Below are 18,891 nucleotides of genomic sequence, written 5' to 3'. Positions count from 1 at the left end.
CCAAGGCGGTGTGCAGGAGATGAGAATCGGGCGCTGCGGTTCACGCTATCGGGCTGGATCGGCCACAATGCGGCCAGCGCTTCTGGGAGGGAGATGCATGCCACGGGACCTGCCCGCGTTCGCCACGCACGTGGTCGACAACCAGCCGCCGCCGTTCGAGCCGCGCGACGTATGGAACGACGATGCGGTTTTGCGCGCCGCGGTCGCGCGCGAGGGCGGCGACGGCTTCGCCGCGCAACTGGCGCGCTACGGCGCGCTCGCCGGCGACACGCTGTACCGGCTCGGCTTCGACGCGAACCGCGACCGGCCGCGGCTGCGCACGCACGACCGCCACGGCCATCGCATCGACACGGTGGAGTTCCATCCGGCCTACCACCAGTTGCTGGATGCGGCGAAGACGCACGGCGTGGCTGGCCTGTCCTGGCACGCGCCGCAGCCGGGCGCGCACGTGGCGCGGGCGGCGTTGAGCTATCTGCACCACCAGGCCGAAGCCGGCACCAGTTGTCCGCTGACCATGACCCATGCCGCGGTCGCGGTGCTGCGCCAGCAGCCGGCGCTGCGCGCGTGGGGGGACAAGGCCGCCGCGCCGCACTACGACCCGCGCGACGTGCCGATCGCCGACAAGGCCGGCATCACCCTCGGCATGGGCATGACCGAAAAGCAGGGGGGCTCGGACGTGCGCAGCAACGCCACCGTCGCCACGCCGCTGGACGGCGCCGGCGCGTACAGCCTGGTCGGGCACAAGTGGTTCTTCTCGGCGCCGATGTCCGACGGCTTCCTGGTGCTGGCGCAGGCACCGGGCGGCCTGAGCTGTTTCCTGCTGCCGCGACGCCTGCCCGACGGCCAACTCAACGCGCTGCGCCTGATGCGGCTGAAGGACAAGCTCGGCGATTGGTCCAACGCCTCCAGCGAGGTGGAATTCGCCGGCGCCTGGGCGCAGCGCATCGGCGAGGAAGGGCGCGGCGTGGCGCGCATCATCGGCATGGTGATGCTGACCCGGCTCGACTGCATGCTCGCCGCGGCCGCGCAGATGCGCATGGCCTTGGCGCAGGCGCTGCATCACGCGCGGCATCGCATCGTCTTCGGCAAGCGCCTGATCGAGCAGCCGCTGATGCGCAACGTGCTGGCCGACCTGGCGATCGAGTCCGAGGCGGCCACCGCCTTCGCGATGCGCGTGGCGCGCGCGGTGGATGCGGGCGAGCGCGACCCGGCCGAGGCCGCGTTCGCCCGCATCGCCACCGCGCTGGGCAAGTATTGGCTGTGCAAGCGCGCGCCGGCCTTCGTCAACGAAGCGCAGGAATGCCTGGGCGGCGCCGGCTATGTCGAGGAGTCGATCCTGCCGCGGCTGTACCGGCAGGCGCCGTTGAATTCGATCTGGGAAGGCAGCGGCAACATCCAGTGCCTGGACGTGCTGCGCGCATTGGCGCGGGAGCCGGCCAGCGCGGCCGTAGTGCTGGCCGAACTGGAGACGGCGGCGGGTACCGATCCGGCCTACGACGCGGCGCTGGACGCATTGCGCGCGCCGCTGGCCGGCACTGCCGAGGTGGACGAATACGCCGCACGGCGCCTCGCCGAACGCATCGCGCTGGCCCTGCAGGCCGCGCTGCTGCTGCGTAGCGCCAGCCCAGCCGCCGCCGCGTTCGTGCGCAGCCGCCTGGCAGGCGCGCATGGATTGGCGTTCGGCACGCTGGAGGCGGGCGTGCCGGTCGAGGAATTGCTGGCGCGTGCATTGCCGTAGGCGTGGGGCATGGCTGCGCATCGCGTCCTGGTTGGCGGGTAGAGCGGGGCTGGCCGACTGCTCCCTTTTCCCCTCGGGAGAAGGTGTCCCGCAGTTGCGGATTAGGGTGCGTGCGGAGCGTCGTGCACCCCAAATTCTGCGAGTCGCTTTCGCGCCGGACCCTCACCCCAACCCCTCTCCCGGTGGGAGAGGGGCTACTGGCTTTTCCTTCTCCCCTTGGGAGAAGGTGCCCCCGCAGGGGCGGATGAGGATACGGGCGCAGCCTCGTGCACCCCAAACTCCGCGAGTCGCTTCGCGCCGAACCCTCACCCCAACCCCTCTCCCGATGGGAGAGGGGCTACTGGCTTTTCCTTCTCCCCTTGGGAGAAGGTGCCCCGCAGGGGCGGATGAGGGTACGGGCGCAGCCTCGTGCACCCCACACTCCGCGAGTCGCTTCGCGCCGAACCCTCACCCCAACCCCTCTCCCGACGGAGAGGGGCTACTGGCTTTTCCTTCTCCCCTTGGGAGAAGGTGCCCCGCAGGGGCGGATGAGGGTACGGGCGCAGCCTCGTGCACCCAAACTCCGCGCGTCGCTTTCGCGTCGTACCCTCACCCCAACCCCTCTCCCGGTGGGAGTGGGGCTACGCTTTTCCCGATTCCCGATTCCCCAATCCCGCCCTCAATGCCGGGTACCACGCTTGCCGCCCTTGGCCTGCGTCGCCTCGACAGACAGGGTGAAGCTGCGCTCCTCCCCATCCAGCATCGCGCCGACGCCGACCAGTTGGCGCTTGATCTCCTCGCCGCGGCCGTTGCGGATCGTCACCACCACGGTGTACTCCCACGCGGTGCCGTCTGCCGGGTGCTGGATGGTGCCCTGCACGCGCAGCGGCACCATCGCGGTCGGCGCCGACTGCTGCAGCGCCGCCGAGTCGAAGCGCAGATGGTGCCTGCAGGCCGGGCAGACGCTGGCGCTCTCCAGGATCGTCGCCTTGCAATGCGGGCAGGTCCGGGTCGCCCCCGGAGTGCCGGGACGCGGCGTACTCATGCGCCGGCGTCGGGCTCCGTCGGCTTGCCGCCCTTGCGGCCCTTGTCGTCTTCCCAGCCGAAGTCGGCCTGGCCGCGCATGCGCGCGCCGGAGGCCACGGTCAGCGACCCGGCCTTGACGTCGCCGATCAGCGCGCCGGATGCCAGCAGGTCCACCTGCGAGGCCGATTCGATGTTGCCCTCCAACTCGCCGGCGATGGTGACCTTGTTGGCGCGCACGCCGCCGCTGAGCTTGGCGCCGGTCTCGATGGTCAGGTCGCCCTGCACGTTGACGTCGCCCTTGAACTTGCCGGCGATGCGGATGTGGCCGGTGCCTTCGATCTTGCCTTCGATGGTGATGTCGGCGGCGATCAGCGACTCCTTCGCCGCCGGCGCGGCGGCACGCGCGGGGAGGGGGGCGGCCGCGGCGACCGCGACCGCCGGTTCGCCCGCCGGCGGGTCGATGGGGCGCGGTTCGGCGACGGGGGCGGGGGCGGGCGTGCCAGGCAGCGGCAGGCCATCCTTGCGCGGGGTACCCTGATCTTTCCAAATGGACATGCGCGAACGTCTCCAGTCGGGGGAACCCGGACTATCGCCGCTCTATCGCGTCTCTTTTGTGACAGTCATCTCTAAAGCGAGCTTGGCGTGTCGCCGCTGTACGGATCAGGCGCCGCCGTCCAGGGCCGGATCGAACGGCTGCACCTGGTTGCGGCCGCTGCGTTTGGCCCGGTACAGCGCCGCGTCGGCCTTGCGCAGCAGGGTGGTGGCGACCACGCCATCGCGCGCATAGCTGGCCAGCCCGATCGACACGGTGATCCCGGGCAGGGCCTTGCCGTCCAGGGTGGTGCCCAGTTGCTGCGCGGCGCTGCGCAACTGCTCGGCGATCGCCAGGGCCGCCTCCGGGCCGGTCTCCGGCAGGATCACGGTGAATTCCTCGCCGCCGTAGCGGCAGGCGATGTCTTCGCCGCGCAGCCGCGAGGACAGCATCTGCCCGACCGCGGCCAGCAGGCTGTCGCCGCCGCCGTGGCCGTGCAGGTCGTTGAAACGCTTGAAGTGGTCCACGTCCAGCATCAGCAGCGACAGCGGCATCGAGCGGCGCGCGCAGCGCGCCAGCTCGTGGTTCAGCGACTCCTCCAGGTAGCGCCGGTTGAACAGCCCGGTGAGCGGATCGCGGATCGACTGCAGGCGCAGCGATTCGCGCAGGCGCAGGTTGCTCAGCGCCAGCGACAGCTGCTCGGCCGCCGCCTCGGCGATGGCGATGCGCGGCAGCGGGCCGGGCCCAGGTCCGGCCAGGAACACGAAGCCCAGTTGCGTGCCCTGCGCCGAGAGCGGAATGCAGGCGGTGCTGGCGCCGACCGCCTGCGGATCCTCGAGCAGGTGCGCGCACGCCGAGTCGTGGCGCGCGCCATGCACGAAGTGCGCCTTGTCGCGGCGCAGCGCCCAGCATTCCTCGGGCGCCACGGTCGGCTCGCTGCGCACCGGCGCCTGGCCCCAGGCGACGATGGATTCGGCGCGGTCCCTGGAGGCGCGCAGCAGGTACACGCTGCCGCCGGCGTCGGGCATCAGCGCGGCCAGCATGCGCGCGGTCACCGCAAGCGCCTCCTTGGGATCCATGCAACTCTGCAGCAGGCCGGTGTAGCGGCTGAGCGCATTGAGATCGGCGCTGGCGCGCTGCAGTTCCTCGATGCTGCTGCCGAGTTTCTCGTTGGCGACCGAGGCGGCCTGCTCGGCGGCGGCGCGATTGCGCAGCTCGCGGAACAGCAGGGCGTACACCACGCCCACGCTGCCCAGCCCGAACGGGATGCCGGCCAGGGCCAGCGCCAGCAGCAGGTCGGAACTGCGCTGGTTGGAGCGGTCGCGGCTCTGCAGCAACTGTTGCTCCAGTTCGATCATCTGCTGCACGTGGTCGCGGATCGCGCTGGAATCCTTGAACACGTTCGGCGCCATCGCGCGCTGCAGGGCCTCGCGGCCGTCGCGCTGGTAGAGTTCGAGCATCTGTTGCATCTGCGCCAGTCGCGCCTGCACCAACTGCTGCAGGATGCGCAGGTTGGCCAGTTGCACCGGGTTGTCGGCGACCAGCGTCTGCAATTGCGCCAGGTGCCGCGGCACGCGTTCGGCGCTGTCGCGGTAGTTGCTCAGGTAGGCCTGGTTGTCGGTGAGCTCGTAGCCGCGCACCGCGGTCTCGGCCTGCAGCAGGGTCGACTGCACTTCGTCGATGCTGCGCAACACCTGGTGCGTGTGCGCCACGCGCGCGGCATCGGAGATCGAGCGCTGGGCGCCGGTGAACACGCCGAATCCGATCGACACGAAGACCAGGGCGGAGAACAGCAGCGCTAGGCGGGTTCTGATCCGCACACGGTGGAACGTCGACATCCACGGATTGTAACCAGCCAGGTCATCTTGAGGCGCCGGCCCGGTGAAAGGGAGCCACAGGTCACGTTGTGTGCGGGATTCGCGCTGCGATGAGCGCGTTGCGTCGATCGGCAGCAACGCAAAATGTGTCCGCTAATGGGGAGATTGTCGGCCCTGCCGGCAAACACGCCGAGCACCTGGTGGATCCGGATCATGTCCGATCTGGGCGCGGCGTCGGCGCGCGGGAGACGTTTCGTCCGATCGCATGCAGGACGTTTACGCAGGGAGATCTTGGTGCCTGCGAGCGAATCGATTCGAATGGCCGTCGAGTCGACGCCAGGATCAATCGATGCGGCGAAGGCGGCGGACGATGCCGCTGAGAAGAAGGGGCGCGAAAAGGGTGATGGCCTCTGCGCGGTAACCCGCCGCATCCGGATCTTGCGCGGATGCGGCGGGTGCTGGATCAAACGTCGCCGCTCAGTGCTTCTCGGCGTTGTCGTTGTGCGGATCCTGATTGGCGTTCTCGCGCGCCTTGTCGGCGAGCTTCTGTGCGGCGCTGGCGGTGGCCTCGGTGGCATCGGCGGCGGCTTCCTTGGCGGCGGCGGACGCGTCCTGCACGGCCTCGGAATTGGCGGCGCGGTGCGCGGCGTCGCGCGCTTCGGCGGCGACCTCACGGCCGGTCTGCGCGGCCTGGTCGGCGGCTTCCTTGGCGGCCTCGCCGGTCTGCTCGGCGGTGGCCTTGGCGTCCTGCTGCGCCTTCTGCGATTCCGGGCCCTGGCAGGCGGACAGCGCCAACGCGGCCACCAGGCTCGCTGCCACGATCGGGGTCTTGTTCATGCGCATTCTCCGTTTGCGGTTGGGATGCGGCGCAGCCTAGGCGGACGCGCATGCAGCCGATGTCAAGGCCGACGCGCGCGACGGGCTCGTGTTCAGCTAGGGCGCTCGGCAGCGGAGCGGCATATCGGCTTGCCGCAGGCCGACACTCGCCATGGCGCTTGCGCTGGGATGCGTCTGTCGAAGCCATGGGGCGGACTCGGCTTGCTGTCGCCGATCCCTGCGCACTCGCTGCAAAATCGCGGTCGCTTATCGGAAAAGGGGAATGGCGGGGTGCGCGGCAGTGGGCGTAGCGGCCCGGGTGTCGGGCAAAGAAAAAGCCGCTGGCGAACCAGCGGCTTTTCCAGACGTGCCTGAAGCAAGAAGTGATTACTTCTTGGCTTCTTCGGCGGCGTCCTTGGCCTTGTCGGCGGTGTCTTCCGCAGCCTTGGCGGTGTCGGCAGCCTTGTCGGCAGCAGCGTCGGTCGGGGCAGCGGCAGCGGTGTTGGCGGCGTCAGCAGCGGTGTTCGCAGCGGTCGCAGCGGTGTCGGCAGCAGCCTGGGCGGAATCGGCGGTGCCGGTGCCGGCAGCCGAAGCCTGGTCGGCGGCGGCCTGCGCGTCGGTGGCGGCTTCGTTCGCGTTCTGCGCGGCGTCCTGGGCCTGCTCCTGCTTCGAGCACGCGGCCAGGGCCAGGCCCAGGGCCATTGCGATCAGCAGCTTGTTGATGCTCATTGTGTCTATCCTCGTCGTTTAGTTAGGCAACGCGCGAGTGCGCGCCCTCAACATGATGACAAGCCAAAGTCGGCTGTCAAGCGCACGCGCATTCATTTTTGTGTTTCAGGGGTTAATCCCAATCAAATCAATTCGATGGCGACCGCGGTGGCCTCGCCGCCGCCGATGCACAGGGTCGCGATGCCGCGACGGCCGCCGCGGGTGCGCAACGCATTTAGCAATGTCACCACCAGCCGCGCGCCGGAGGCGCCGATCGGATGGCCGAGCGCGCAGGCGCCGCCGTTGACGTTGACCTTGGCCGGGTCCAGGCCCAATTCCTTGATCGGCACCATCGCCACCACCGCGAACGCTTCGTTGATCTCGAACAGATCGACCTGGTCCAGGCTCCAGCCGACCTGATCGAGCAGCTTCTTGATCGCGCCGACCGGGGCGGTGGTGAACCATTCCGGCGCCTGCGAGAACGTCGCGTGGCCGGCGATGCGCGCCAGCGGCGCGAGACCGCGGCGCGCCGCCTCGTCGGCGCTGAGCAACACGGTGGCGGCGGCGCCGTCGGAGATGCTGGAGGAACTGGCGGCGGTGACCGTGCCGTCCTTCTTGAAGGCCGGCTTCAGCGTGGGGATCTTGGCGACATCGGACTTGGCCGGCTGTTCGTCGCTGGCGACTTCCACGTTGCCCTTGCGCGTGGCGACGCTGACCGGAACGATCTCCGCAGCGAACGCGCCGTCGCGCTGCGCGGCCTGCGCGCGGGTCACCGATTCGATCGCGTAGGCGTCCTGGTCCTGGCGGCTGAAGCCGAACTTCTCCGCGGTGGCCTCGCCGAACACGCCCATCGCCTGGCCGTCGTCGGGATTGGTCAGGCCGTCCCAGGCCATGTGGTCGACCGCCTGGAAGTTGCCGTAGCGGTTGCCGGTGCGCGAGTTCGGCAGCAGGTGCGGCGCGTTGCTCATCGACTCCATGCCGCCGGCGACGACGATGCTGGCCGAGCCGGCCTTGATCAGGTCGTGGCCGAGCATGATCGCCTTCATGCCCGAGCCGCAGACCTTGTTGACGGTGGTGGCGCCGGTGGCGTCCGGCACGCCGGCGGCGCGCGCGGCCTGGCGCGCCGGCGCCTGGCCGAGGTTGGCCGGCAGCACGCAGCCCATGATGACTTCGGACACGTCGGCGGCGGGGATGCCGGACTGTTCCAGCGCGGCACGGATCGCGGCGGCGCCGAGCTGCGGTGTGGGCACGCCGTTGAACTGGCCCAGGAACGCGCCGATAGCGGTGCGCTTGGCTGCGGCGATGACGATCTCGGTCATGGCAAACCCTTACGAAGATGAGCCGCCGATTATCTGCCTCGGCGCGGCGTCTGCCAATCGCGCCACGCCCGACGGTCGTTGCGGGCGCCGATTTCCGGTGTAGATTCGGCCAGGTTCAGGGCTGTCCGTTCGCGGTCGCTAACGGAAGATGGCCGGCCGTCGTGGCCGGCGTGCCGATCTGGAGAGAGCACATGCGGAAGTTGATGGCCCGGTCGCTGTTGGCGACGGCACTGGCGATGGCGTTGGGCGCGTGCGGCGGTGGCGGCGGTGGCGGGCTGACCCGCAGCGAGCCGCCGCCGACCTCGCCACCCCCGAGTTCGCCGCCGCCCCCGCCGCCGTCGTCTCCCCCGGTTTCGCCGCCGACCTCGCCGCCGCCGCCGCAGCCGGCGTTCGACGCGCATCTGGCGCTGACCAACACCCTGGCCGCGCACAACGCCGGCTACGACGGCAGCGGCTATCGCATCGGCGTGGTGGACACCGGCGTGAACCGCAATCACCCGGCGCTGTCCGGACGCGTGGTGTCCAACCTGATCTACGTCGATCCGGCCCAGAACAACGTCAAGGTCGACGACGTCGATGGCCATGGCACCACGGTCGCGCAACTGGCCGCGGGCAAGGCGGTGGGCGCCTGGCCGGGCGGCATCGCGCCGGGCGCGCAGATCGTGTCGGCGCGAATCATCAACGACACCTCGCCCGACGACGATGGCAGCGGCAAGGGCAACCAGACCAGCGGCGCGCTGGGCCTGGCCTCGATCCACCAGGACCTGATCAATGCCGGGGTCAAGGTGATGAACAATTCCTGGGGCGGCATCTACTGGACCGATCCCAGCGCGACCAGCGCGATCGCCGACGAGTACCGCCCGTTCGTGGTGGGCAACGGCGGGCTGGTGGTGTTCGCGGCGGGCAACGAATCCAAGTCGACGCCGTCGGACGTGGCCTCGCTGCCCAGCCAGCCGGGTCCCGGCGGCACCCGCCCGGCGGCGGACCTGGAGCGCGGCTGGCTGGTGGCGGCGGCGGTGGACGCCAGTACCGGCAGCACGCTGGAGTCCTATTCCAACGCGTGCGGCGCGGCCATGCGCTATTGCCTGGTCGCGCCGGGCACGGAGGTGTTCGTCGATCCCAAGGCGACCACCGCCACCGCCAATCCCGGCTACTACTACGGCAGCGGCACCTCGTTCGCGGCGCCGCTGGTCTCGGGCGCGGCCACGCTGGTGTGGCAGGCGTTTCCCTATTTCAGCAACGACCTGGTGCGGCAGACCCTGCTCGGCACCGCCACCGACCTGGGCGCGCCAGGCGTGGATGCCACCTTCGGCTACGGCTTGCTCAACGTGGGCAAGGCGGTGTGGGGGCCGGCGCGGTTCGACTGGGGCGACGTCAGCGTGTCCTTCGCCGGCACCTCGACCTGGGCCAACGACATCGCCGGCAGCGGCGGCCTGATCAAGCAGGGCAGCGGGACCTTGACCCTGAGCGGCACCCAGAACAGCTACAGCGGCGCGACCCAGGTCCAGGCCGGCACGCTCAGCGCGGCCAGCCTCGGCGGCTCCGACGTCACCGTCGGCAATGGCGCCACCTTCATCGGCACCGGGCCGCTGCGCGGCAATGTCGCCAATGCCGGCACGTTCCAGGTCGGCGCCGCGACGCTGAGCCTGACCGGCAACTACGTGCAGGCCAGCACCGGCCGGCTGGCCCTGCTGGTCGGCGACAAGCTCTCGGTGACCGGCACCGCGACCCTGCAGGGCGGCTCGCTGTACGTGCTCGGCAAACGCGATTACGTGGCCAACAACACCGCCTACAAGGTGCTGGACACCAGCGGCGGGCTGAGCGGCACGTTCGGCTCGGTCACCACGCCGTCCAACGTGTTCCTGACCTCCTCGCTCAGTTACGACGGCACCAGCGCCTCGATCACCGTGCAGGCGCTCAGCGTCACCGCCGCCGCGGCGACGTTCGGCACCGCGACCGCCGCCACGCTGGCCTCGGCCACGCGCGTGGATGCGGCGTTTTCGCAACTGAACACGCAGCTGCGCCGCGATCCGACGTCGGTCGATGCGTCCTTGCTGAAGGCGGCCGGCGCGGTGCAGCAAGCGCCGACCGCGGCGGCGGCCTCGGCGACCCTGCGCAGCCTGTCCGGCGAAGCGCACGCGGCGGCCACCGCGATGACCTTCGACAGCATCGACCTGCAGCGCCGCGCGCTGTCCGGCCGCTTCGACAGCCTGCTCGCGCGACCGCGCGCGGTCGGCGCGTGGAGCCAGCGCCTGGGCGACAGCGGGCAGGGCAGTTTCGCCGGCGGCCAGGATCAGCTCGATGGCTGGATGATGGGCCAGGACCTGCGCCTGGGCGAGCACGCCGTGGCCGGCTTCGCCTTCGGCGAAACCCGCGTCAGCGGCGGCAGCGACGGCGGCCTGGACCGCAGCCGCGATCGCCAGGTGCAGGGCCAGGCCTATCTCGGCGCGGTCGGCGGCGACGCCTATGCGCTGGCGCAACTGGGCACCGGGCAGTACCGGCGCCAGCTCGACCGCGGCCTGTTGCTCGGCGATGCCGTGGCCGATGCGTCCAGCCGTTATGCCGGGCGCTTCCTGTCGGGCAGCGTCGAGGTCGGCTACCGCTTCGGGCACGGCAAGGCGTGGCTGACGCCGTACGCCGGCGCCGACTACAGCCGTATCGACAGCGATGGTTTTCGCGAACAGGGCGGCGACGGTTTCGGCCTGATGGCCGGCGCCGCGTCCTCGTCGCGCAGCCAGGCGCTGGCCGGTTTGCGCGCCGGCTATCGCTGGCAGGGTTGGGCGCTGCAGGGGTATGGCGAATGGCAGCAGACCCTGGCCGCGCAAGGCTTGCAGCGCCAAGCCAGTTTCGTCGGCGTGGATGCGTGGGCGCCGCTGCTCGATCTGCAGCCGGCGCGCTCGGGCGGGCTGTTCGGGCTGAGCCTGGACCGGCGCTGGAACGCCAGCGCGCTGGGCCTGGGCTACGACCAGCGCTTCGGCCCGCGCGGCGATGCGCATGCGCTGTCGCTGCGGTATCGGTTGGGGTTCTGAGCTGGGGGCAAGCCGGCGCAGATGCGTCGGGTTGTTCCGCGGAGGATGATGTGGTCCCGACGTGCCGCGTCGGCGTCGGATGTCCTCTTCGCTCGTCGCGACTGACGTCGCTCCCACAGGGCTGAAGGGCACCTCTCGATAACCTGCTTTCGCCACAACCAGCCACTTGCAGTTTGCGCTGTAGGAGCGGCTTCAGCCGCGACGAGGCTTTCCCGCTAACGCCTATCGCGGCTGAAGCCGCTCCTACAGGACACTTCCCCATGGTGTTAGAGGTGCCCTGTCGCTCCGCAGCGGCGACAGAATGCGGCGACGCCGATCCTCGTGTGGGAGGGGCTTTTCGTCCCCACGCATGGTCACGTCGGTGCCGATGTGTCTTGCGCCTGGGCGCCGCGACGCGCGGCTCACTCCCCGCGCAGATGCCCCATCGAGCGCGGCGCGGTGCGGCCCAGCGGCAGCTTGAGCTTGCCGATCGCCTGCATGCGCGCCTCGGCGATGCGGTCGGCGGCCTGCTGCGGCGGGATGTTGTCGCGTTCGGACAGGTCGAAGATCTTGCCCAGGTTGTGGTACAGGCTGCGGATCAGGCGCATCGCGCGTTCGCGGTTGTAGCCGTCGATCTCCAGCGACACGTTCATCACGCCGCCGGCGTTGACCGCGTAGTCCGGGGCATACAGGATGCCGCGCCGATGCAGTTCCTCGCCGACCGCGGCGTTGGCCAGCTGGTTGTTGGCGGTACCGCAGATGATCTTCGCCTTCAGCCGTGGCAGGGTGGTTTCGTCGATCGCGCTTTCCAGCGCGCACGGCGCCAGCACGTCGGCGGCCACGTCGTAGATCTCGTCCGGCTTGACCGCCTCGGCGCCGTAGTCGGCGACCGCGCGCTCGGCCAGCGCCGGGTCCAGGTCGGTCACGTACAGCTTGGCGCCGCGTTCCTTCAGTAGCTTCACCAGCTCCATGCCGATGTGACCCAGGCCCTGCACGGCGATGCTGGTCTTGCCGATCTCCTCGTGGCCGAGCTTGCGTTGCAGCGAGGCCATCAGCGCCTGCAGCGCGCCGTAGGCGGTGAAGGGCGCCGGGTCGCCGGAGCCGCCATGCACCTGGTGCACGCCGGTGACGTACTCGGTCTCCAGGTAGATCTGCTCCATGTCGTTGACGTCGGTGCCCACGTCCTCGGCGGTGATGTAGCGGCCGCCCAGCGAATCGACATAGCGGCCGAAGGCGCGGAACAGCGCTTCGGACTTGTCGGCTTTGGGGTCGCCGATGATCACCGCCTTGCCGCCGCCGATGTTGAGCCCGGCCAGCGCGTTCTTGTAGGTCATGGTGCGGCTGAGCCGCAGCGCGTCGTGCAGCGCGGCCTCGGTACTGGGGTACGGGCGCATGCGCACGCCGCCCAGGGCCGGGCCGAGGACGGTGTTGTGGATGGCGATGATCGCCTGCAGGCCCACGTCGCGGTTGTGGCAGAAGACGACCTGTTCGTGTCCGGTGGTGGCTAGCGTTTCGAAAAGCATGGGGGGCTCCGCTGGCGGTGCAGGTGCAGGACACCTGGATTCCAGGAACTTGCCTAGTTGAGGGGCGTAAAACGAAAAACGCGACGGGTTCGGGAACGGGTCCTGATCGTCGCGATGGGCGCATTTTAAAGCAATTGCCCGGGCGCCGCGCGGCCGTTGCCGGGTTGGCCCCGGCCCAGGCGATACGGGCATCTCGGTGCGGCGTGCGACGCGGGAGGGGCGCTCGCGCGTCAGCAGGCGTCCTCTTGGCCTGGGTGCCGGCGGCATGCGCATCGGTTGCATCGGTGGCCCGCTCCCGCGGCGCACCGCGCCTCGCGCCTGGCCTGCGTTGCGAAGCACGGGGCTATATGGATACCTCGGACTGCCCATGTCGGCGCGCACGGGAGCGGCGGACGCGACACCAGCGCGTGGCACGCCGGTCGCCTAGACGCTCAGGGCGCGGCGGCCTCGTCGGCGAAGAACGCGGCGGCTGCGGCAGGACCGAGCAGGCGCTCGCGCAGTGCGTGCCGCTGCGCAGCGGCCATCGGCGCCGGGGCGGCGGCCTCGGCCTGCCGATACGCGGCGTAGCGGTCGAACCAGTCGAGGATCTGCCGCGATCGCGCGGCGGGCATGCGGGCGGTGGCCAGGTCGCGTTGCAGGCGCTGGCGCCGCTCCAGCGGCGATGGCGCGTCCCGGGCGGTCAGGTAGCGGTCCAGGTAGTGGCGCAATGCCAGGTCCGGGATGACCTGGCCCTGCCGATCGAACGCGGGCTCGTCGCCCGCCGGAGCGTCGGCGGCCGTGTCCGGCGGCGTGCCAGGGGAGGCGGGCGTGGCCGCGACGGGGCGGCGCACCGCGGTCGCGGTGGCGCCGATGGCCTCGCCCAGGCTTCGGCGCGACGCGGCATCGGTGGGGCGGTCGCGCCAGGCGGCGACGCTGGCGATCGCCACCGCCACCACGGTGATGGCGATCGCGTAGGTTCCCGGCGGCAGTCGCGATGGCATCGCTAGGAGCGGCCGTGAGACGAATACGGGGCAGGGGCTGCACGCCCACGCCCGAGGGCCGGCGGCGGGGTGGACGCGGCGTCAGCCGCCGCGCCATGTGCGGCTGGCCGTGGCGCCAGTCGGGGCGCATGCGACAGCGGATGCCTGGACATGCGTTCCCCCTGGGACCGGCGCATTGCCGTGGTCCGCGCACTATCGCAAAGCGCGGCGGCGTCGGTCACGTCGCCGCGCAGCATCGCCGCCGCCTAGGGCGTGTCACCACTCCCCGAGCATGCCGCGCCGCGGTTGCGCGCGCCTGTGGCAAGGAAGAACGAGGAAGTGGACGTCCGTCCACGCCCGAGTGATGACGCGGCCACGGGCGCGCGCAACCGCGGCCCTTCGGGTTGGGCCTGGCAGGCGCCACACCGACGCCGCGCGGCTTGACCTGACCGCCAGTCAGGCGCTGCGCCGTGCAACGCCGGCGTGGCGCCTGCCAGACCCAACGCGGCATGCTCGGGGAGTGGTGACACGCCCTAGCGATGCACCCAGTAGCCGCCATGGAAGCGATAGGCGGGGCCGTAGGGCTCCCAGCGCGGGCCGACGTAGACGTAGCCCGGGCGTTCGCGCACGTAGTGGCCGCCGACCCAGACGTGGCGGTGGCCGTTCCAATGCCAGTAGCCGGGCGCCCACACATAGCCCGGTCGCACTACCACGCGTTCGAAGCGCGGCGGCGGCGGAGCGGTCCGCACCGACAGTTCCACGACCGACCGCGCCTGCGCGGGTGCGGCCACCATGCCCGCGGCGAGCGTGACGCCGAGCAGCGAGGCCAGCAAGAAAGGGCGAAGCGACATGCGATTCTCCAGCGACATCGGCAATGCGCCGACCCCGATGCAAACGTCGCGGGCGCCCGCGCTGTTGACGCGGCGCACGGCCGCATTCAGCGCCTGGATAGCCAGCGACCATCCGGCGCGTCTGGTAGTGCGGGCCGCGTGCCGCCGCGCCAAGCGAGCGACGGCTCGCGTGGCGTGGCCACCGCGATGCCGCGCGGGCGAAGGGCGCACGCGCGATCGCGAACACGCTCGCGTCGCCGCGCAGGCGCACGCGCGGGGCGAACCGGAGACCAGCGACACCGCGGCGCTCCGCAGCGGTCGCGGCGGGTCCGCCGTCGTCGCATGTTGCAGCGCAACCTGCCCGACCTGCGCGGCACGCCTAGAATTGCGGCATTCTCTTGCCGATGTCCTCTCGATGAGCATTCCCGCGTCCCGCGTTCCGCTGCCGCAAGCGGACAGCAGCCCATTGCGTTTCGTCACCGCCGCCAGCCTGTTCGACGGCCACGACGCGGCGATCAACATCATGCGCCGGCTGATCCAGGCGCAGGGCGCCGAGGTGATCCATCTCGGCCACAACCGCAGCGTCGAGGACGTGGTGCGCGCGGCGCTGCAGGAGGACGCCGACGCCATCGCGCTGTCGTCCTACCAGGGCGGCCATGTCGAATACTTCAAGTACATGGTGGACATGCTGCGCGAGCGCGGCGCCGGCCATGTGCGGGTGTTCGGCGGCGGCGGCGGCACCATCACCCCGGAAGAGATCGCCGAGCTGCAGGCCTACGGCGTGGAGCGCATCTACCACCCCAACGACGGCATGAAGATGGGCCTGGTAGAAATGATCGAGGACGTGGTCGCGCGCGCCGGACGGGCGCGCGCTGTCGCGGCGGACACGGATGGCGCGGCGCCGGCCGGCAGCCCGTTGCCGGACATCGACGACGACATCGGCATCGGCCGGATGCTGTCGGCGATCGAGGACGGCGCGTTCTCCGAGGCCGAACTGGCCCTGCTGCGCAAGCAGTGGCAGGCCGGCGCGCCGGGCGTGTCCGAGTCGCGGGGGCAGGGGCCGCGCGGCACGCGCCTGGCGCCCGTGCTCGGCCTCACCGGCACCGGCGGCGCCGGCAAGTCCTCGGTCACCGACGAACTGCTCAACCGCTTCCTGGCCGCCTTCCCGCAGATGCGCATCGCGGTGGTGTCGGTGGACCCGAGCCGGCGCCGCACCGGCGGTGCGCTGCTCGGCGACCGCATCCGCATGAACGCCCTGCGCAGCCCGCGCGTGTACATGCGCTCGATGGCCACGCGGCGCCAGCACGCGGCCACCAATCGCGTGCTCAAGGATTGCATCGCGCTGCTGAAATGCGTCGGCTACGACCTGGTGATCGTGGAGACCGCCGGCATCGGCCAGAGCGATTCGGAGATCGTCGATCTGGTCGATTTCCCGGTGTACGTGATGACCAGCGACTACGGCGCGCCCAGCCAGTTGGAGAAGATCGACATGCTCGACTTCGCCGAACTGGTGGTGCTGAACAAGTACGACCGCCGCGGCGCCGAGGACGCGCTGCGCGACGTGCGCAAGCAATGGCGGCGCAACCGCGCTGCGTTCCAGCTCGAGGACGAGGCAGTGCCGGTGTATCCGACCATCGCCAGCCAGTTCAACGATCCCGGCATCAGCTGGATGTTCGTCAACCTGTGCCGGCTGGTGCGCGAGAAGCTGGAGTTGGCCGCCCCCACGGCCGGCGACGCGCCGCGTTGCGACTTCCAGCCGGACCTGGACACCAGCCTCAAGGAGCCGCGCGCCACTGTGCTGATCCCGGGCGCGCGCGTGCGCTACCTGGCCGAGATCGCCGAACAGGGCCGCGCGCTCAACGCCGGCATCGTGCGCCAGGCCGAGGCCGCCGATCGCGCGCAGGCGTTCTGGCAATCGCTGCATGCGTTGCAGGATCCGCAGTTGCCCGCCCAGCTCGAACTGTACGCCGCGCAGGACCTGCTGGCGTCGGCCGGCCCGGCCGCCGACGCGGCCGATGCGACCTTGGTGCTGCTGCGCCAGCGCTACAACGATGCGGTGCAGTCGCTGTCCAGCGAATCGTTGAAATTGCTGCGCGACTGGCCGCAGCGGCTCAAGTCGATCACCGATCCGGTCACCGAGTACGAAGTGCGCGGCAAGGCGATCCGCGTGGAGAACTACCGGCAGTCGCTGAGCCAGCAGCCGATCCCCAAGATCGCCGCGCCGCGCTACAAGAGCTGGGGCGAACTGCTGACCTTCCTCGGCAAGGAGAACCTGCCCGGCAGCTATCCGTACACCGGCGGCGTGTATCCGTACCGACGCGCCGGCGAGGACCCGATCCGCATGTTCGCCGGCGAGGGCACGCCCGAGCGCACCAACCGCCGCTTCCATTACCTCAGCGTGGGCCAGCCGGCCGCGCGCCTGTCCACCGCCTTCGACAGCGTCACCTTGTACGGCGAGGACCCGGCGCCGCGCCCGGACATCTACGGCAAGGTCGGCAATTCCGGGGTCAACATCCCGACCCTGGACGACATGAAGAAGCTGTACTCCGGCTTCGACCTGTGCGCGCCGACCACCAGCGTGTCGATGACCATCAACGGCCCGGCGCCGATGATCCTGGCGATGTTCATGAACACCGCCATCGACCAGCAGGTGGAGAAGTACCTCAAGGCCGACGCGCAGCGCTGGGCGCAGGCCGAGCAGGATCTGGCGCGGCTGTTCGAGGGCCGCGAACGCCCGCGCTATCACGGTAGCCTGCCGCCGACCAACGACGGCCTCGGCCTGGGCCTGCTCGGGGTCAGCGGCGACCAACTGGTGGATGCGCAGACCTATGCGCAGATCAAGGCGCAGACCTTGTCAAGCGTGCGCGGCACGGTGCAGGCCGACATCCTCAAGGAGGACCAGGCGCAGAACACCTGCATCTTCAGCACCGAGTTCGCGCTGCGCATGATGGGCGACATCCAGCAGTACTTCGTCGAACACAAGGTGCGCAACTTCTACTCGGTGTCGATCTCCGGCTATCACATCGCCGAGGCCGGGGCGAACCCGATCAGCCAGCTCGCCTTCACCCTGAGCAACGGCTTCACCATCGTCGAGTACTACCTGGCGCGCGGCATGCGCATCGACGATTTCGCGCCGAACCTGAGCTTCTTCTTCAGCAACGGCATGGACCCGGAATACACCGTCATCGGTCGGGTGGCGCGGCGCATCTGGGCGCGGGCGATGCGCGAGCGCTACGGCGGCAACGAACGCAGCCAGATGATGAAGTACCACATCCAGACCTCGGGCCGTTCGCTGCACGCGCAGGAGATCCAGTTCAACGACATCCGCACCACGCTGCAGGCGCTGTACGCGCTGTTCGACAACTGCAACAGCCTGCACACCAACGCCTACGACGAGGCGATCACCACGCCGACCGAGGAGAGCGTGCGCCGCGCGGTGGCGATCCAGATGATCATCAACAAGGAGTTGGGGCTGAACTTCTGCGAGAACCCCTGGCAGGGCAGCTTCATCGTCGAGCAGCTCACCGACCTGGTGGAGGAGGCGGTGTACAAGGAGTTCGAGGCGATCAGCGAGCGCGGCGGCGTGCTCGGCGCGATGGACACCATGTACCAGCGCGGCAAGATCCAGGAGGAGAGCCTGTACTACGAGCACAAGAAGCACGATGGCAGCCTGCCGCTGGTGGGCGTGAACACCTTCCTGCCCAAGGAGCATGCCGGCGAGACCGGGACCGTGATCGAACTGATCCGCTCCACCGACGCGGAAAAGGACCAGCAGATCGGCAACGTGCGCGATTGGCAACAGCGCCGCAATGCGCTGGCGCTGCAGCCCGACGGCGCCGGACTGGGCGGCCTGCAGCGCACCGCGCGCGATCGGCGCAATGTGTTCGCCGCGCTGATGGAGGCGGTCAAGACCCATAGCCTCGGCCAGATCAGCCATGCCCTGTACGAAGTGGGCGGGGAATATCGGCGCAATATGTAGTGCGGCGGCGGCCGTTGTCGCGGGATCGGGAGCGGTGTGCCCGTCGCGCGCGTGTCCAGCGCATCGCGTGCCGCCGGCTGCTTCGCGCATGGTTTCGCGCGTGTCGTCCGCTCTTGTCGCGACCGCTCGCGGAGGCCCATAGTGGCGCATCGGTGGCCGGGGGCACGACGATGAAGACCTGCATGACGTGGTTGCTGTTGCTGGCCTGCGCGGCGACGGCGCGCGCGGCCGAGCCGAAGGACGAGAGCACGGCGGGGCCGCTGTTCGACACGGTCGCGGCGCTGGACCAGCGCCTGTTCGACGCCTACAACCGCTGCGACATGGCGGCGTTCGAGGCGCTGTTCGTGCCCGACGTGGAGTTCTATCACGATACCGGCGGGGTGAGCCGGGATCGCCAGACCGTGGTCGACAACACCCGCAAGTGGATCTGCGGCAAGGTCCGCCGCGAACTGTTGCAAGGGACGCTGCGGGTCTATCCGGTCAAGGACTTCGGCGCGATCGAGGAGGGCGAACACCGCTTCTGCGAACTAGCCAGCGGGCGTTGCGAGGGGATCGCCAAGTTCGTGATGGTGTGGCGGCAGGATTCGGACGGCTGGAGGCTGACTCGCGTGCTCAGCTACGGGCACCGCGCGGCGGCGGCGCCCACGCGGTAGTGCA

At 70.1% G+C, this 18,891-nt stretch carries 13 protein-coding genes; 4 read left to right on the top strand and 9 right to left on the bottom strand.

Going from position 1 to position 18,891, the window contains the following annotated elements; genetic code table 11:
* The first annotated feature begins 97 nt into the window (after positions 1 to 97).
* On the top strand, positions 98 to 1,738 hold the full coding sequence (locus AB3X07_RS15780) for an acyl-CoA dehydrogenase family protein (protein WP_369939543.1): 1,641 nt from the start codon (positions 98 to 100) through the stop codon (positions 1,736 to 1,738).
* 658 nt (positions 1,739 to 2,396) lie between these two features.
* Here AB3X07_RS15780 and AB3X07_RS15775 read toward each other — a convergent pair.
* The 6 genes from AB3X07_RS15775 to AB3X07_RS15750 form a co-directional block, all read right to left on the bottom strand.
* Positions 2,397 to 2,762 (bottom strand): hypothetical protein, encoded by a 366-nt coding sequence (locus AB3X07_RS15775; RefSeq protein WP_369939541.1) that lies wholly within the window; start codon positions 2,760 to 2,762, stop codon positions 2,397 to 2,399.
* Positions 2,759 to 3,298: a bactofilin family protein gene (locus AB3X07_RS15770; RefSeq protein ID WP_369939539.1), complete on the bottom strand. Its 540-nt coding sequence runs from the start codon at positions 3,296 to 3,298 to the stop codon at positions 2,759 to 2,761. The genes AB3X07_RS15775 and AB3X07_RS15770 overlap by 4 nt, the downstream gene beginning before the upstream one ends.
* A gap of 105 nt (positions 3,299 to 3,403) precedes the next feature.
* Positions 3,404 to 5,113, bottom strand: a complete 1,710-nt coding sequence (locus AB3X07_RS15765; RefSeq protein ID WP_369939537.1) for a diguanylate cyclase — start codon at positions 5,111 to 5,113, stop codon at positions 3,404 to 3,406.
* A 456-nt stretch (positions 5,114 to 5,569) separates the two neighbouring features.
* Positions 5,570 to 5,929, bottom strand: coding sequence for a hypothetical protein (locus AB3X07_RS15760; protein ID WP_369939536.1), 360 nt, complete (start codon positions 5,927 to 5,929; stop codon positions 5,570 to 5,572).
* A gap of 366 nt (positions 5,930 to 6,295) precedes the next feature.
* Positions 6,296 to 6,637: a hypothetical protein gene (locus AB3X07_RS15755; RefSeq protein ID WP_369939535.1), complete on the bottom strand. Its 342-nt coding sequence runs from the start codon at positions 6,635 to 6,637 to the stop codon at positions 6,296 to 6,298.
* A 122-nt stretch (positions 6,638 to 6,759) separates the two neighbouring features.
* On the bottom strand, positions 6,760 to 7,935 hold the full coding sequence (locus AB3X07_RS15750; RefSeq protein ID WP_369939534.1) for a thiolase family protein: 1,176 nt from the start codon (positions 7,933 to 7,935) through the stop codon (positions 6,760 to 6,762).
* 191 nt (positions 7,936 to 8,126) lie between these two features.
* On the opposite strand from AB3X07_RS15750, the gene AB3X07_RS15745 reads away from it, so the two are divergent.
* Positions 8,127 to 10,964, top strand: a complete 2,838-nt coding sequence (locus tag AB3X07_RS15745) for a S8 family serine peptidase (RefSeq protein WP_369939533.1) — start codon at positions 8,127 to 8,129, stop codon at positions 10,962 to 10,964.
* A gap of 401 nt (positions 10,965 to 11,365) precedes the next feature.
* Here AB3X07_RS15745 and AB3X07_RS15740 read toward each other — a convergent pair whose 3' ends face one another.
* From AB3X07_RS15740 to AB3X07_RS15730, 3 genes are all read right to left on the bottom strand, one after another.
* A complete protein-coding gene (locus tag AB3X07_RS15740) occupies positions 11,366 to 12,466 on the bottom strand; it encodes a Glu/Leu/Phe/Val dehydrogenase dimerization domain-containing protein (protein WP_369939532.1) in 1,101 nt (366 codons plus the stop codon).
* Between the two features lie 431 nt (positions 12,467 to 12,897).
* The gene (locus AB3X07_RS15735; protein ID WP_369939531.1) at positions 12,898 to 13,446 is read right to left on the bottom strand and encodes a hypothetical protein; all 549 of its coding nucleotides are present in this window, start codon (positions 13,444 to 13,446) and stop codon (positions 12,898 to 12,900) included.
* A gap of 512 nt (positions 13,447 to 13,958) precedes the next feature.
* Positions 13,959 to 14,276, bottom strand: coding sequence for a YXWGXW repeat-containing protein (locus AB3X07_RS15730; protein ID WP_369939530.1), 318 nt, complete (start codon positions 14,274 to 14,276; stop codon positions 13,959 to 13,961).
* 394 nt (positions 14,277 to 14,670) lie between these two features.
* Between AB3X07_RS15730 and AB3X07_RS15725 the strand changes: the two genes are divergently transcribed.
* A complete protein-coding gene (locus AB3X07_RS15725; RefSeq protein ID WP_369939529.1) occupies positions 14,671 to 18,234 on the top strand; it encodes a methylmalonyl-CoA mutase family protein in 3,564 nt (1,187 codons plus the stop codon).
* Between the two features lie 182 nt (positions 18,235 to 18,416).
* The gene (locus AB3X07_RS15720; protein WP_369939528.1) at positions 18,417 to 18,887 is read left to right on the top strand and encodes a nuclear transport factor 2 family protein; all 471 of its coding nucleotides are present in this window, start codon (positions 18,417 to 18,419) and stop codon (positions 18,885 to 18,887) included.
* Positions 18,888 to 18,891: the final 4 nt, after the last annotated feature.

This window comes from Xanthomonas sp. DAR 35659 (assembly GCF_041242975.1).
Taxonomy (GTDB): domain Bacteria; phylum Pseudomonadota; class Gammaproteobacteria; order Xanthomonadales; family Xanthomonadaceae; genus Xanthomonas_A; species Xanthomonas_A medicagonis.
Note: the sequence above shows the minus strand (reverse complement) of the source record. Positions and strands in the feature narration are given on the sequence as shown.

Coding starts and splice junctions, on each gene's coding strand:
- AB3X07_RS15725 (WP_369939529.1), top strand. CDS start 14,671: ATGAGCATTCCCGCGTCCCGCGTTCCGCTGCCGCAAGCGGACAGCAGC.
- AB3X07_RS15755 (WP_369939535.1), bottom strand. CDS start 6,637: ATGAGCATCAACAAGCTGCTGATCGCAATGGCCCTGGGCCTGGCCCTG.
- AB3X07_RS15730 (WP_369939530.1), bottom strand. CDS start 14,276: ATGTCGCTTCGCCCTTTCTTGCTGGCCTCGCTGCTCGGCGTCACGCTC.
- AB3X07_RS15775 (WP_369939541.1), bottom strand. CDS start 2,762: ATGAGTACGCCGCGTCCCGGCACTCCGGGGGCGACCCGGACCTGCCCG.
- AB3X07_RS15770 (WP_369939539.1), bottom strand. CDS start 3,298: ATGTCCATTTGGAAAGATCAGGGTACCCCGCGCAAGGATGGCCTGCCG.
- AB3X07_RS15760 (WP_369939536.1), bottom strand. CDS start 5,929: ATGAACAAGACCCCGATCGTGGCAGCGAGCCTGGTGGCCGCGTTGGCG.
- AB3X07_RS15750 (WP_369939534.1), bottom strand. CDS start 7,935: ATGACCGAGATCGTCATCGCCGCAGCCAAGCGCACCGCTATCGGCGCG.
- AB3X07_RS15745 (WP_369939533.1), top strand. CDS start 8,127: ATGCGGAAGTTGATGGCCCGGTCGCTGTTGGCGACGGCACTGGCGATG.
- AB3X07_RS15740 (WP_369939532.1), bottom strand. CDS start 12,466: ATGCTTTTCGAAACGCTAGCCACCACCGGACACGAACAGGTCGTCTTC.
- AB3X07_RS15780 (WP_369939543.1), top strand. CDS start 98: ATGCCACGGGACCTGCCCGCGTTCGCCACGCACGTGGTCGACAACCAG.
- AB3X07_RS15720 (WP_369939528.1), top strand. CDS start 18,417: ATGACGTGGTTGCTGTTGCTGGCCTGCGCGGCGACGGCGCGCGCGGCC.
- AB3X07_RS15765 (WP_369939537.1), bottom strand. CDS start 5,113: ATGTCGACGTTCCACCGTGTGCGGATCAGAACCCGCCTAGCGCTGCTG.
- AB3X07_RS15735 (WP_369939531.1), bottom strand. CDS start 13,446: ATGCCATCGCGACTGCCGCCGGGAACCTACGCGATCGCCATCACCGTG.